A 13,872-nucleotide genomic window follows, 5' to 3' on the forward strand; every position below is an offset into this window, starting at 1 on the left:
GCCGTCCACCCTATTGCCAGTCGCGGGATCGGGTGCCCACCCGGAGATCGAGCCGCTGCAGACGTTCGGCCACCACGGTCACCGCACCTTCGGCGTTCTGCAACCGACCGTGGATGAGCAATGCCGACGACGACTGCGCGATGTTCCGGTACCGCGACCACAACCCCACCGAACACACCACGTTCACCATGCCCGTCTCGTCCTCCAGGTTGACGAAGGTGACCCCCGAAGCGGTCGCCGGGCGCTGGCGATGGGTCACCGCACCGGCGACGACGACCCGGCTGCCGTCGACGGCGGCCAGCAATTCGTCGGCCGGGGTCACCCCCAGCGCAGCAAGCCGGGGACGCAGGAACTGGGTGGGATAGGAGGTGGGCGTGATCCCGGTGGCCCACGCATCGGTGGCGGCCAGCTCGACATCCGACAATCCGGGGAGAACCGGTGTGGGCGTGGCATTCTCGAGTGCCAGCTGATCGTCGCGGACCGTCGCGGCGGCACCCGCCTCCCACAACGCCTGCCGTCGCGACACCCCGAGGCCGTCGAAGGCCCCCGCACCGGCCAGCCCCTCGAGTTGACGCACCGTGAGGTCGGCGCGGCGCGAGACGTCGGTGACGTCCCGGTACAGGCCGTCACGGTTGCGGCAGTCGACGATCCGGTCCGCCACCTCCTCCCCGATCCCACGGACCGCGGCCAGCCCCAGCCGCACGTCGAGGCCGAAGTTCTGCAGATCGGCGTGGGTTACCGAGTTGTTGATATCCGGGCCGTGCACCGTGACACCATGTCTGCGGGCATCGGCCACCAACGTCTGGGGTGAGTAGAAGCCCATCGGCTGCGCCCTCAGCAGCGCCGCGCAGAACGCGGCCGGATGATGCAGCTTGAACCACGCCGAGTAGAAGACCAGCGACGCGAAACTCTGCGAATGGCTTTCCGGGAAACCGAAATTCGCGAAGGCCGACAGTTTCTCGAAGATCCGGTCGGCGGTCTCCCCGGTGATCCCGTGCAGCTTCTCCATGCCCTCGTAGAATCGTCTGCGCAGTCGTTCCATCCGTTCCGGCGACCGTTTGGACCCCATCGCACGACGGAGCTGATCGGCCTCGGTGGCGTCGAAACCCGCCACATCGACGGCCAATTGCATGAGTTGCTCCTGGAACAGCGGCACCCCGAGGGTGCGGTCGAGCGCCTTGCGCATCGACGGATGTTCCACCGTCGGCGGCTCGGTTCCGTTGCGCCGCCGGATATACGGGTGTACCGATCCGCCCTGGATCGGGCCGGGACGGATGAGCGCGACCTCGACGACCAGATCGTAGAAGGTGCGCGGCTTCAGTCGCGGCAGTGTGGCCATCTGGGCCCGCGACTCCACCTGGAAGACCCCGATCGAGTCGGCGCGGCACAACATGTCGTAGACGGCCTCCTCGGACAGGTCCAGGGTGGCGAGGTCGACGTGGATGTCCTTGTGGTCGGCGACCAGGTCGATGGCGTAGTGCAGGGCCGACAGCATGCCGAGGCCGAGCAGATCGAATTTGACGAGACCGATTGCCGCGCAATCGTCTTTGTCCCACTGGAGCACACTGCGGTTCTCCATCCGCGCCCATTCCGTCGGGCAGACGTCGGCGATGGGCCGATCGCAGATCACCATACCGCCGGAGTGGATGCCCAGATGCCTTGGCATGCCGAGGATCTCGCCGGCCAGGTCGGTGACGTCGGCGGGCGCGCTCTCCGGGTCGCGACTCCACGCATCCTGCTGACCGGTGGCATACCCCAGCGCTCGCGCCATGTCGCGGATCGCCGAGCGCCCACGGTAGGTGATGACGTTGGCGACCTGCGCACTGTAGTCGCGACCGTATCGCCGATAGACGTACTGGATGGCCTCCTCACGGCGATCCGATTCGATGTCCACGTCGATGTCGGGCGGCCCGTCCCGCTCCGGCGACAGAAAGCGTTCGAAGAGAAGGGCATTGGCGACCGGATCGACGTTGGTGATGCCCAGCGCGTAGCAGACCGCCGAATTGGCCGCACTGCCCCGGCCCTGACAGAGGATGTCGTTGCTCTTGCAGAAGTTCACGATGTCGGCGACCACCAGGAAGTACCCGGGAAAGGTGAGCGCCTCGATGATGGTGAGTTCGTGTTCGATCTGCCGGTAGGCACGCGGATGCGATCCCGGCGGACCATAGCGGCGCAACGCTCCCACCATCGTCTGCTCCCGCAGCCAGCTGGCCTCGGTGTAACCGTCGGGCACGTCGAAGGGCGGCAACTGCGGCGCGATGAGTCCCAGTTCGAACGCACAGTCGGCGGCCAGACCGGTCGCGTTGTCGATGGCATCGGGATGCCCGGGCAGCAGACGGGCCATCTCGTCCCCGCTGCGCAGGTGCGCACCGCCGACGCCGGGCAGCCAGCCGTCGATGGTCTCGATGTCGGTGCGGGCGCGCACCGCGGCCACTGCCGTCGCCAGCCTGCGCCTGCGTGGACCGGAGAAGTGCGCACCGGTGGTGGCCACCGTCAGCAGGCCGAATTCCCTTGCCAGATCTGCCAATACCGCATTGCGCTCATCATCCTCCGGCAGGCCCTGGGCGGTGAGTTCGACGACCAGATCGTCGCGGCCATAGCGGTCGACCATGCCGGCCAGCGCACCGCGGGCGGCCTCGGGACCACCACGGTCCAGCGCCCGCCGCACCTCCCCCTTCCGGCAGCCCGTCAGGATCAGCCAGTGCCCGGCTCCCTGATCCGGCAGCGCGTCGCGGTCGTAGCGGAGCAAGCCCTTCTCCCCCGCGACCATGTGCGCGTCGGCGATGGTCCTCGACAGTCTGCGGTAGCCCTCGCCGTCGCGGGCCAGCACCAGCAGGTGATCACCCGGCGGGTCGGTCACCCCGGTACGGGTGACATCCGGCTCCAGCGACAGTTCGGCACCGAACACCGTCGGCATCCCGTATTCCCTTGCCGCCTCGGCGAATCGGACGATTCCATAGAATCCGTCGTGGTCGGTCAGAGCGAGCGCCCCCAACCCCAGACGGTGCGCCTCGGCCACCATCTCCTCGGGCATCGACGCACCGTCGAGGAAGCTGTAGGCACTGTGCGCGTGCAGTTCCGCGAAGGGCACCGACGACGGTTCCCTGGTCAGCGGCTCGGCGCGATACGCACCCCGTTTACGGGACCAGGCCGGACTGTCGTTGCCGTCGCCGGGGCCGAACGCCTCACCCGGCCGGCCACCGTCCGGTGCTCGGCCGGACAGCACCCGTTCCATCTCCGACCAGGTCGGAGGGCCTTGATCCCATCCCACCCGCACAGATTATCGAACGTCTGTTCGACACACCAAGGGGCTAACGCCGGGACACGCCGATGTACGCCGAAGATGTTATTGCCATCCACGGATGTAAGTGTCAGTGTGTTGGGATGATGTTTCTTACCGTCCGGTAAGCAGCGGGGCCTTTCAGCGGGGGATGACGGGCCGTCATCTGCCGCTTTCACATCTCGGACAAGGACGCACAGCGCATGACCACCTACTTCGTCACCGGCGGTAGCGGATTCATCGGCCGCCGGGTCATCGAACGCCTGCTCACCGTCGAACCGGATGCCGAGATCTACGCGCTGGTGCGGGCCGGTTCGTTGTCGAGGTTCACCGAGATGCTCGCCGGATTCGATTCCGGCGATCAGGTGACGCCGGTCGTCGGCGACCTGACCGCGCCGGGACTCGCCTTGAGCCGCAGCGATCTTCCCGCCATCGACCATGTCATCCACCTCGCGGCCATCTACGACATGGCCGCCGACGCCGAATCGCAGCAGGCGGCCAACGTCGACGGCACCTCCCGGGTCGCCGACTTCGCCCTCGCCCGCGGCGCCATGCTGCACCATGTGTCGTCCATCGCGGTGGCCGGCGATTTCCGCGGCACCTTCACCGAGGACGATTTCGACCTGGGGCAGGGCCTGCCGTCCCCGTACCACCGCACCAAGTTCGAGGCGGAACGCGTGGTGCGTGAACGAGAAGGGTTGCGCTGGAGGGTCTACCGGCCGTCGGTGGTCGTCGGGGATTCGCGAACCGGCGAGATGGACAAGATCGACGGTCCGTATTACTTCTTCGGCCATCTGCGTGCCCTCGGCTACCTGCCCTCGATGCTGTCGCTGCCGATGCCCGATCTCGGCGGCACCAACATGGTCCCGGTCGACTACGTCGCCCACTCCATCGTCGCGTTGCTCACGACCGAGCCCGAGCGCAGCGGGCTCGTGTACCACCTGAGTGATCCGCGCAGGCGGACCATCACCGACATGTACAACGCGATCGCGCCGGCCTTCGGTGGTCCGCAGGGGCACAACGTGGTGCCGAACGCCGTCGTCGATCCGTTGGTGAAGCTGGCCGGGCGCGGACCGTTACGCCTGGGCCGCGACCTCACGGCAGCACAGCTGAACATTCCACCGGCGGTGCTCGACACCATGTCCCTGACAGTCGATTTCCGCTCCGACACCTCCGTATCCGTCCTGAGTGAGCACGGCATCACGCTGCCCGATCTCGAGGAGTACGGCCCTCGCCTGTGGACGTATTGGGCCGAACACCTCGATCCGGGCCGTCATCGCCGAGACGATCCACGCGGACCTCTGGTGGGCAAGAACATCCTGATCACCGGCGGCTCCACCGGCATCGGCAAGGCCACCGCGCGGATGTGTGTGGCGCGCGGCGCGAATGTGCTGATCGTCGCCCGCGACGCCGACGGACTCGAGTCCGCGGCCACCGAACTCGGCGCCACCGGAAGCGCGGACGGCGTCCCACCCGGCCGGGTGTTCACCTACCAGTGCGACGTCACCGACGAGAACGCCGTCGGCTCACTCGTCAAAAACGTTCTGGCCGAACATGATCACATCGACATCCTGGTGAACAACGCCGGACGGTCCATCCGCCGCGCGACGGTCAACGCCACCGAGCGCATGCACGACTATCGCCGGGTGATGGCGGTCAATTACTTCGGGGCGGTGAACCTCATCCTCGGACTGCTGCCGCATATGGTGGAACGCCAGTCGGGGCATATCGTGAACGTGTCCTCGATCGTGGTGCAGGCCCGTGGTCCGCGGTTCGGCGCGTACGCCGCGTCCAAGGCCGCACTGGAGGCGTTCAGCGACGTCACCGCCACCGAAACACTGTCGGACCACGTCACTTTCAGCAATGTGCGCCTCCCGCTGGTGCGCACTCGCATGATCGCCCCCACCGACGCCTACGAGAACCAGGCGACCTGGGGTGTCGACAAGGCCGCGAGCCGGGTCTTGCGCGCCATCGTCCGGCGACCCCATCGCACCGGTCTCGCGCTGGGTAACCTCGCCGAACTCGGCCACCGATTCGCTCCCCGCCTCACCAACCGCATCCTGCACCAGGAATATCTTCTCCTCGGCGAATCCGACGCCGCGCTGGGCCGCGAGAAGCCCGGCGCCACAGTCGATTGAGCTATTCACCGATCACGTAGTCGCTGAGCGCAGTGGGCCGGCGCGTCGAGATACCGCCACCACACCGGTAGCGACCATCTGTCCACAGGTGTGCACAACACAGGCATTGACACCCGTTGCGCAACGGGACACAATTGTGAGATGTACGCATGATCCAGTCATTCGCGGATGCCATAACCGAAGCAACTTTCCGGGGTGAACGTGCCGGAGTACGACGGTTTGGTTCTGCGGTGGCGAGGCAGGCGATGAAGCGACTGTTGTTGCTCCATGCGGCCGACTTGTTGTCCGATCTCATGTCGCCTCCCGGCAATCGCCTGGAGGCTTTGGCCGGAGATCTGACCGGTCTGCACAGCATCCGCGTCAACGGTCAATGGCGGATCGTGTTCAGGTGGACCGACCGAGGTCCTCATGATGTGCAGATCGTTGACTACCACTGAGGAGGTGAGAGGAATGGCAAAGAACGTCCATCCCGGAGAGATGCTTCAGGATTTCATGGATGATTACGGACTGTCGCAGCGTGGACTCGCGGAACGGCTCGACGTCTCCCCGCGTGCTGTGAACGAAATCGTGCGCGGTCGTCGACGGGTGACGGCAGCAATGTCACTGCGCCTCGGCAAGTTATTCGGTCAGTCCGACGCATTCTGGTCAAACCTACAGGCCGAGTACGACCTTCGAGTCGCCCGCGCTGAAGCCGACCTGTCCAATATCCGGCCACTGTCTGCCTGAGCGTTGCAGCACAGCGGGTCTCGATACGCGACGGGCTCGCTGCGCTCACACGTCACTACTCGACCAGCGAATGACGTATCGAGATCACTCGTACACGCCTTCGACGGTCCACTCCCCGGCCCGGTAGCCGATCAGCAGGGCCCGGGAGTCGTCGAGGAGCACCTGGGCGCGGGCGATGATCCCGTCGCCCCCGGCGGAGGTGTCGGTCCCGGTGGGCCACGGGCCGGCCCACCATCGCAGCTCCCAGCTCCGCGGCTCACCGACGACCCGGCGCATCCGCACGGTGGTGGGTTCGGCCGAGAAGGCACCTCGTCCGGTCACCTGCACCGGATGCCCCATCAGGTCGAGGACGTCGACGGGGGTGGCGGTCAGCACCGCGGGTCCCGGCTCGGGCAATCGGCCGGGCCACGGCGCATCCGGTGATCGGTGCGCCACCGGCTCGTCGCCGAAGGGCACCATCGTGATCCGTTGCGACGGGGTGCGGCCACCGCTGCGCACCGGCAGCCGGACGGCGTCTCCGCCGAGCAGCCCCTGCACGCGGACCAGGGAACGGCGCGCCCGCTCCCCTATACCCGCCTCACCGGACTGATCGGTATCGGGCAACCCCTTGCCGCGCAAGGCATATTGCAGCGCGCTCGCCGACGCCACCTCGACCGGTTCCAGACGGATCATCCCGATCGGCGCATCCGGCGGCTCCTCCATACCTGGCCGTCCGCCGGTCAGCCAGCCCTCCAGTTGCCAGCGAATCCGGTCGGCGGTGGCCTCCGGCGTCAGGGGCTGGGCACATCGCCAGGTGCGAACGTGCCGTCGGCCACGCCCGGTGACGGCCTCGACGGTCAGCCGCGTGCACGCCACCGAGGCGGCGGCGAGCCGGGCCGCCAGTTCGTCGGCGAGTCTGCGACCCAGGAAGGCCGCCGCATCGATCCGCTCGATCGGCGGATCACAAATGTGCTCGATCACCAGATCCACTGACGGCACCTGCCCGGACGGAGGCCTGCCGGGCAGCGCATTGGCCAGCCGGTGTGCGGTCACCGCATCCGCGGAGAACCGACCCGCCACATCCCGGACGGGCAGAGCCGCGAAGGCGCCGATCGTCGAGATCCCCAGCCGCCGTAGCAGTTCCACCAGTTCGATGCGGTCGGGATGGCTCAGGGCCGGCTCCACGGCGAGGTCGGCGATCGGCCGGCCGGCCAGATAGCCGGCGTCGCCGCCCGGTTCCACCTGCCTGCCCCCGCGGGCCGCGAGCACCGCGGTGAACAGTTCGTCGGCGATCCCCGCCTGCGCCTCCACCCCGGAGGCCGCGACCGCGTCGATGAGCTTTTCCGCGAGCGCCGACTCACCACCGTGATGGCGGGACGCACGATTCGCCGGAACGACCAGCAGACCCGGCCGCAGCACCTCGACCACCGGCACCAGATCGGCCACCACCGCGACCACCGGCTCGAAGGCCCTGCCGTCGCGATGATCGTCGGCGAGCACCACCGTCAGTTCCGGACAGGTCGCCTGCACCTGCCGTTTCCGCATGCCGCGACGCACACCGGCAGCCCTGGCCGCGGCCGAACACGCGATCACCCGGTTGGCGTGCAGCACCGCGATCGGCGTCTGCGGTGGAAGATCATCGGCCATCGCGGCCGCCGTCGCGGGCCAGTCCGGACACCACAGTGCCAGGATTCGCCCCGGGGAGGACACCGCATCGGTGTCGGGAGAGGGAGCCGGAGCCAGAGAAGTGGAGGTCATCAGTTCGCCACCGCCAGCTCCGGACGCCGCACGAGCACCCGTTCCATCCGTATGCCGGAGTCGAATCCGCTTGTCACGATGTCGATCTCGCCGATATCCCGCTGCCGGGAACGTCGGGTGACCGTCACCCGCAGGGACACCCCGCCGATGCGGCCGTATCCGGAGCGCGCATCGGACAGATCGGCCGCACCGTCGACTACCGGGATGTGCCGGTACGCCCGGACCTCCGTGTCGATCCGCAGTTGAGCTCCCGGCCAGTCACCGACGATCAGCAACGTCGACGACTGTTTGCGCAGCCGGCCCATCACCACCCGCACCCGTGACGGCGGGACCGAGACGCCCGTCAGATCCAGCACCACCAGATCCATCCCGTCGAGCAGCACCCCGGCCACCTCGACCGGATCACCACCGGGTTCCGGCACGGTCGCGATCCGGGACAGGACACCGCCCCATTCCACGATCGCCCCCAGATTCAGATACGGCATCCCGACGATCCCGACCTCCGCACCGGAATGACTCACCGACGCGATGATCGACAGCAGGACCGACCGGGCACCGGAGAGCACCGCGACGCCACCCCGCGCCAGCCCGCGGCCGGGCAGCAGATCGGCCAGCGCGTCCGGTACCGGCAGCACTCCCGCCGCCTCGTCGGCCGGCGCTTCCGCACGATGCCCCGGGCGACCCGACATCACCGCGATGCGGCGGCGCAATTCATCGACCTCGGCCTGCATTCATCCTCCTGACCAGCGACTTTCCGCAATCAGCGCGCCGGGAAGATGCATGCTGTTCGAACATGTTTTCGATATGACCCGATATTAAGGGCACCCACCGACAGCCGTCAACGCGTGCCGGTCAGACGGCTCAGAAGAGGGTCAGCGCCTGCTGCAACTCGGGCTCCGCGACCGGATCCTCGGCGCGCTGCACCGACGGAACCCGCGGCCCCGGGGAGCCGGACAGTCCGTGCCGGGCGACGAGCGGACGCATCCGGTCCCGCAGCCACGCCGAGTACTCGGGAGTGACGTAGGCACCGTGTCCGTACAGTCCGCGATAGCGGCGCATCAAGGCGGGATGCACCTCGGCCAGCCACTCCAGGAACCACGGCTTGGTGGCCCCGCGCAGATGCATCGGAAAGGCCGTGACCCCGGATGCGCCGGCATCGGCGAGCGCCGCCAGCAACTCGTCCAGATGAGCGGTCGAATCGGTCAGATACGGGATCACCGGCGCCACCATCACGTGCGGCGCGAACCCCGCATCGGCAATCGCGCGGATCAGATCCAGGCGGGCCTTCGGTGACGGGGTGCCGGGCTCCAGCGCCTTCTGCAGATCCGGGTCGTGGATCGCCAGCGAGATGGCGATGCTGATCGGCACCTGCCTCGACGCCTGCCGCAGCAGGGGCAGATCGCGGCGCAGCAGCGTGCCCTTGGTGAGGATGGAGAAGGGCGTGCCGGATTCGGCCAGCGCACCGATCACCCCGGGCATCAGCCGATACCGCCCCTCCGCCCGCTGATACGGGTCGGTGTTGGTGCCCAGCGCGACCGCATCCTGCTTCCAGGATCGTCGCCGCAACTCCTTGCGCAGCACCGCGGCCACATTGAGCTTCACGACGACCTGGGTGTCGAAATCCCGCCCCGAGTCCAGATCCAGATACTCGTGCGTCGGCCGCGCGAAGCAGTACCGGCAGGCGTGGGTACACCCGCGAAAGGTGTTGACGGTGAAGCGAAACGGAAGATTGGCACCCTCCGGGATGGTGTTCAGTGCACTCTTGGCCAACACCTCGTGAAAAGTGACACCCTCGAATTCGGGGGTCTGCACGGATCGCACCAGACCGGCCCGGCTCAGGCCCGGCAGTGCCCCGTCGTCGACCCCGACTCCCTGGTCGGACCACCGCATGGCCACAGTCGAACATATGTACGACGCGAATGTCAAACAGTTCGCACCGCGAAGATCGGGGCCGACTATCATGCTGCTATGCCGTCCTCCCACCTAGCGGGTAAGCGAACCCCGGGCCCCCAATCGCTGGTGGCCGGGCGATATCGGCTGCTCTCCCGGATCGGCGGCGGTGGCATGGGCGCGGTCTGGCTGGCCCGCGATCAACTGCTCGACCGCGAGGTAGCCGTCAAGCAGGTGGTGTCCACCGAGGGCCTCAGCGAGGAATCCGCGGAGAACATCCGTACCCGCGCCATGCGCGAGGGCCGCATCGCCGCCAAATTCGCCCACCGCAATGCCATCGCCACCCACGACGTCGCCCTCGACAGCGGCGAACCGTGGCTGGTGATGGAATACCTGCCGTCCCGCAGCGTCGCCCAGATCCTGCACACCACAAAGACTCTCGGTGTCTCCCAGGCCGCACAGATCGGCGCCCAGGTGGCCGATGCGGTGGCCGACGCGCACGCGGGCGGCATCCTGCACCGCGACATCAAGCCCGGCAACATCCTGATCTCCACCACCGGACGCAGCGCCGGTCAGGTCAAGATCACCGACTTCGGCATCTCCCGGGCCAAGGACGACGAGAGCACCACCGCATCCGGCGTCATCACCGGAACCCCGGCCTACTTCGCACCGGAGGTGGCGCGCGGTGCCGAACCCGGCGAGGCCTCCGACGTCTACTCGCTGGGCGCCACTGTCTACACCATCGTCGAGGGACAGCCACCCTACGGCGTCGACGACGACTCGATCGCGTTGCTGCACAAGGTCGCTCGCGCCCGCATCAACCCGATGACCAAGGCCGGGGAACTGCATCCGGTGATCCTCCGGCTCCTCGAACCGAACCCGGCCAAACGCCCCACCATGTCCGAGGCACGCGACCTGCTCGCCCAGGTGGCCGCGGGCAATCGCCGCACCGTCTCGCAGGTCCTCACCAACCCGATCACCACCCCGGACGGCGGTACCCCGATCTGGGCGCAGCGCTCACCGCGCCCGACCCGCGCCACCTCCACCGGTACCCACCTGCCGGTCGGTGGTCCCGCGCTCAGCACCGGTTCCCACCAGCGTCCCAACCTGCCCGGCGGTACCGTGCCGACCCCGCCGGCGCGCGGACCGCAGCAACCGACTCCACAGAATCAGAATCCGGGGACGGGCTTGCGCGGATCACCTGCGAAGCCCCCGCGATCGTCCTCGTCGGCGCCGATGTCACCGACGACGCTGGCCGTCGCCGGTGGCGCCGCACTGCTGGTGTTGCTGGTGATCGTGATCCTGGTCATCGCATTGTGATCGCATCCCTGCTTGGGTGAGGGCATGGGACAGCGATATCAGGACATCGCATTCGGACCGAGGTCCCGTGAGCGTCAGCGACGGGCGGGCAGCGACGTGGCCTACGGGAGCGCGGGGCACGTCGAGGACGGCGACGGCCCACAGGAACTGACCGGCCGGGAGATCGCCATCATCACCGGGGTCTTCCAATTCCATCTGGCCACGGTCACCCCCGACGGCTGGCCGTACGTGCAATACCGCAGTGGGCCACACGGATTCCTGCATCACCTGGGCGGCAACCGCATCGGGTTCGCCGACTTCCACGGGAACCAGCAGTTCGTCTCCGTCGGAAACATCGAATCCGACGGCCGCACAGCGCTTTTCCTGGCCGACTACCCCCGCAAGCGGCGACTGAAGCTCTTCGGACGCGCCACCGTCGTTGACGCACAGGATGATCCGGCACTGATATGGGACCTGCAACAGCTGCCCGGCGGCGCCGTCGTCGCCGCACGCTGCGAACGCGGCATCGTCATCGATATCGAGGCCTTCGACTGGAACTGCTCCCGCAGCCTGGTGCCCCAATACACCGCCGAGGAGGTCCGCGAACGCGTCGAACCGTACATCGAGCAGATCAGGACGCTGCAGGACGAGGTCGCCGAATTGCGTGCCCGCCTCGACGCGAGTCCCGGCGACTGACTCCGAAAATCTTGCGGCTCAACCGATGTGACGGTTGGCCGCCCACCGGGTCAGGGCATTGCGATTGGACTGCTGGGTTTTGCGCAACACATTGGAGGCGTGTGTCTCCACGGTCTTGATCGAGATGAACAGTTCGTCGGCGATCTCCCGGTAGGTGTACCCGCGGGCCAGCAACCGCAGCACCTCGAGTTCCCGTTTGGTGAGCGAATCGAGTTCCGGGTCCAGGGGCGGTTCGGGCGCGGCCGACTTGCCGGTGAAGGAGTCGAGGACGAAACCGGCCAGCCGCGGACTGAAGACCGCGTCACCGTCGGCGACGCGGCGTACCGCATCGGCAAGTGCCGCACCGTCGATGGTCTTCGTGACGTATCCGCGCGCCCCCGCGCGGATCGTGGCGATCACGTCCTCGGCCGCATCGGACACCGAGAGGGCGAGGAAGACCGGCGACTCCTCCCCGAGGGCGTCGTTGACGCCCCGGAGCACCGCAACGCCACCACCGGCGGGCATGTGCACGTCGAGGAGCACCACGTCCGGCCGACGGGCGACGATGCCCGCCACGGCCTCCGCGACACCGCCCGCCTCACCGACGACCTCGAGGCCGGCCTCGCCGCCGAGTTCGGCGCGCACGCCGGACCGGAACACCGCGTGGTCGTCGACGAGGAAGATCCGGCAAGTGTCGGAATCGGTCATCGTCGGCCGGCCTCTCCTGGTGCTGTCTCCACTGGTGAATCATCTTCCGCCCCAGTGTCGTTCACAACAGTGTCGTTCACAGCAGTGTCGTTCACAGCAGTGTCGTTCGCTGCGGCGTCGTCCGCAGCGGAATCGTGGTCGCCGTCGGCGGCACGCGGCAGGGTCAGGCGCACATTGGTGCCGCGTCCTTCGGCGGTGTCGATGGCGACGGTCCCACCGGCGCGTTCCATGCGGGCACGAATCGAGCGGGCGATCCCCTGCCGGTCGTCGTCGACGGCATCCGGATCGAAGCCCACCCCGCGGTCGCGCACGAACACCTCCACCTCCTCATCGGTGATCTCGGCGTACACGTCGACCTTGCGCTCGCCGGAATGCTTGGCCGCGTTGACGAGTGCCTCGCGCGTGGCGCCGACCAGCGCGGTCCAGCGCCTGCGGTCGGCGGCCGGTTCGTCGTCCGGCCGAAGATCACCCACGGTGATCACCCCGACTTCGATGCCGTAGGCGTCCTCGACCTCACCGGCGACGCCCTGCAGACTGGCCGACAGCGAGCTTCCGCGCAGCTGCGGATCGCCGAACAGCCATGCCCGCAGTTCCCGCTCCTGACCGCGGGCGAGCCGCGCGACCTCCTCGGGACGCGCCGCCTGCTTCTGGATCAGCGCCAGGGTCTGCAACACCGAATCGTGCAGATGCGAGGCGATCTCCTCGCGCTCGGCATTCCGGATGCGCGCGGCCCGTTCCTCGTTGAGCGCACGCCACATCCGCATCCACAGCGGCACGGTCAGCAGGATGACACCGATCAGGGTCGCCAGCACCGCGAGCAGAGTCGTCGACAATCCGCCGAAACTCTGATCGCCCGCCAGCACGATCACCACCAGGCCACCGATCACCAGCAACGCGCCACCACCGAGCCGCGTCCAGGTCAGCACGGGTGTGCGCGGCGCCGAATGCGTGTCGAACTCACGCCAGACCAGGCTCGCGCCCACCACGACGAAGACCAGCGGCACCAGGTAGGCGACGGGCGTTCCCGACGCCCCGAAGCCGACGAGGGCCATGGCCACCAGCCCGACCAGCGCCAGCCCGTACGCCTGACGGCGCTCCCCCGGACGGGGTTCGGCGGTGTCATGACCGGGCGGACTGAAGAACCAGATCAGCGCGTACGCGAGCACACCGGCACCGGCCAGCGCGGCGAGCACCACGAAGACCACCCGGACGCGGAACACGTCGACACCCAGGTGGTCGGCCACGCCTCCGGCGACACCGGCGATGACCCGCCCGCGGTCTCGCCGCACAAGCTTCGGCGCCGTCTGGCCCGGGGGGACTGCCCCGGGTAGACGGGAAGCCGGTACGGGCACACCACTACTCACCATTCGATAGTGACACGATCATCGTGCCCGGCACATCAGGGACGTTCTCAGGGTG

At 67.9% G+C, this 13,872-nt stretch carries 11 protein-coding genes; 5 read left to right on the forward strand and 6 right to left on the reverse strand.

The features are described from left to right. Positions 1-10 precede the first annotated feature (10 nt). The gene (locus AC4JJG_RS00840) at positions 11-3,271 is read right to left on the reverse strand and encodes an error-prone DNA polymerase (protein ID WP_495399406.1); all 3,261 of its coding nucleotides are present in this window, start codon (positions 3,269-3,271) and stop codon (positions 11-13) included. Positions 3,272-3,483: 212 nt separating this feature from the next. Here AC4JJG_RS00840 and AC4JJG_RS00845 point away from each other — a divergent pair, with 212 nt between their 5' ends. The 3 genes from AC4JJG_RS00845 (at position 3,484) to AC4JJG_RS00855 (ending at position 6,144) form a co-directional block, all read left to right on the forward strand. Beyond that, positions 3,484-5,418 carry an SDR family oxidoreductase gene (locus AC4JJG_RS00845; RefSeq protein WP_495399405.1) on the forward strand — a complete coding sequence of 645 codons (1,935 nt, stop codon included), beginning with the start codon at positions 3,484-3,486 and terminating at the stop codon, positions 5,416-5,418. 149 nt (positions 5,419-5,567) lie between these two features. Continuing rightward, positions 5,568-5,855, forward strand: coding sequence for a type II toxin-antitoxin system RelE/ParE family toxin (locus tag AC4JJG_RS00850; RefSeq protein ID WP_495399403.1), 288 nt, complete (start codon positions 5,568-5,570; stop codon positions 5,853-5,855). A gap of 13 nt (positions 5,856-5,868) precedes the next feature. Further along, positions 5,869-6,144, forward strand: coding sequence for a HigA family addiction module antitoxin (locus AC4JJG_RS00855; protein WP_495399402.1), 276 nt, complete (start codon positions 5,869-5,871; stop codon positions 6,142-6,144). 84 nt (positions 6,145-6,228) lie between these two features. Here AC4JJG_RS00855 and AC4JJG_RS00860 read toward each other — a convergent pair whose 3' ends face one another. From AC4JJG_RS00860 to AC4JJG_RS00870, 3 genes are all read right to left on the reverse strand, one after another. After that, positions 6,229-7,881 carry a DNA polymerase Y family protein gene (locus AC4JJG_RS00860; protein WP_495399401.1) on the reverse strand — a complete coding sequence of 551 codons (1,653 nt, stop codon included), beginning with the start codon at positions 7,879-7,881 and terminating at the stop codon, positions 6,229-6,231. Then, entirely contained in the window at positions 7,881-8,612 is a 732-nt protein-coding gene (gene imuA', locus AC4JJG_RS00865) for a DnaE2-dependent mutagenesis accessory factor ImuA' (protein WP_495399400.1), read from the reverse strand. Before imuA' ends, AC4JJG_RS00860 begins: the two co-directional genes overlap by 1 nt. Before the next feature lie 130 nt (positions 8,613-8,742). Beyond that, entirely contained in the window at positions 8,743-9,771 is a 1,029-nt protein-coding gene (locus tag AC4JJG_RS00870) for an Rv2578c family radical SAM protein (RefSeq protein ID WP_495399399.1), read from the reverse strand. Between the two features lie 78 nt (positions 9,772-9,849). Between AC4JJG_RS00870 and AC4JJG_RS00875 the strand changes: the two genes are divergently transcribed. Continuing rightward, positions 9,850-11,091, forward strand: a complete 1,242-nt coding sequence (locus AC4JJG_RS00875) for a serine/threonine-protein kinase (RefSeq protein WP_495399398.1) — start codon at positions 9,850-9,852, stop codon at positions 11,089-11,091. A 24-nt stretch (positions 11,092-11,115) separates the two neighbouring features. Continuing rightward, positions 11,116-11,766 (forward strand): pyridoxamine 5'-phosphate oxidase family protein, encoded by a 651-nt coding sequence (locus AC4JJG_RS00880; protein WP_495399397.1) that lies wholly within the window; start codon positions 11,116-11,118, stop codon positions 11,764-11,766. Between the two features lie 18 nt (positions 11,767-11,784). On the opposite strand, the gene AC4JJG_RS00885 is transcribed toward AC4JJG_RS00880, so the two are convergent. Beyond that, positions 11,785-12,453: a response regulator gene (locus tag AC4JJG_RS00885; protein WP_495399396.1), complete on the reverse strand. Its 669-nt coding sequence runs from the start codon at positions 12,451-12,453 to the stop codon at positions 11,785-11,787. Continuing rightward, the gene (locus tag AC4JJG_RS00890) at positions 12,450-13,820 is read right to left on the reverse strand and encodes a PspC domain-containing protein (protein ID WP_495399395.1); all 1,371 of its coding nucleotides are present in this window, start codon (positions 13,818-13,820) and stop codon (positions 12,450-12,452) included. Before AC4JJG_RS00890 ends, AC4JJG_RS00885 begins: the two co-directional genes overlap by 4 nt. Positions 13,821-13,872 lie beyond the last annotated feature (52 nt).

This window comes from Gordonia sp. B8661-1 (genome assembly GCF_059427765.1).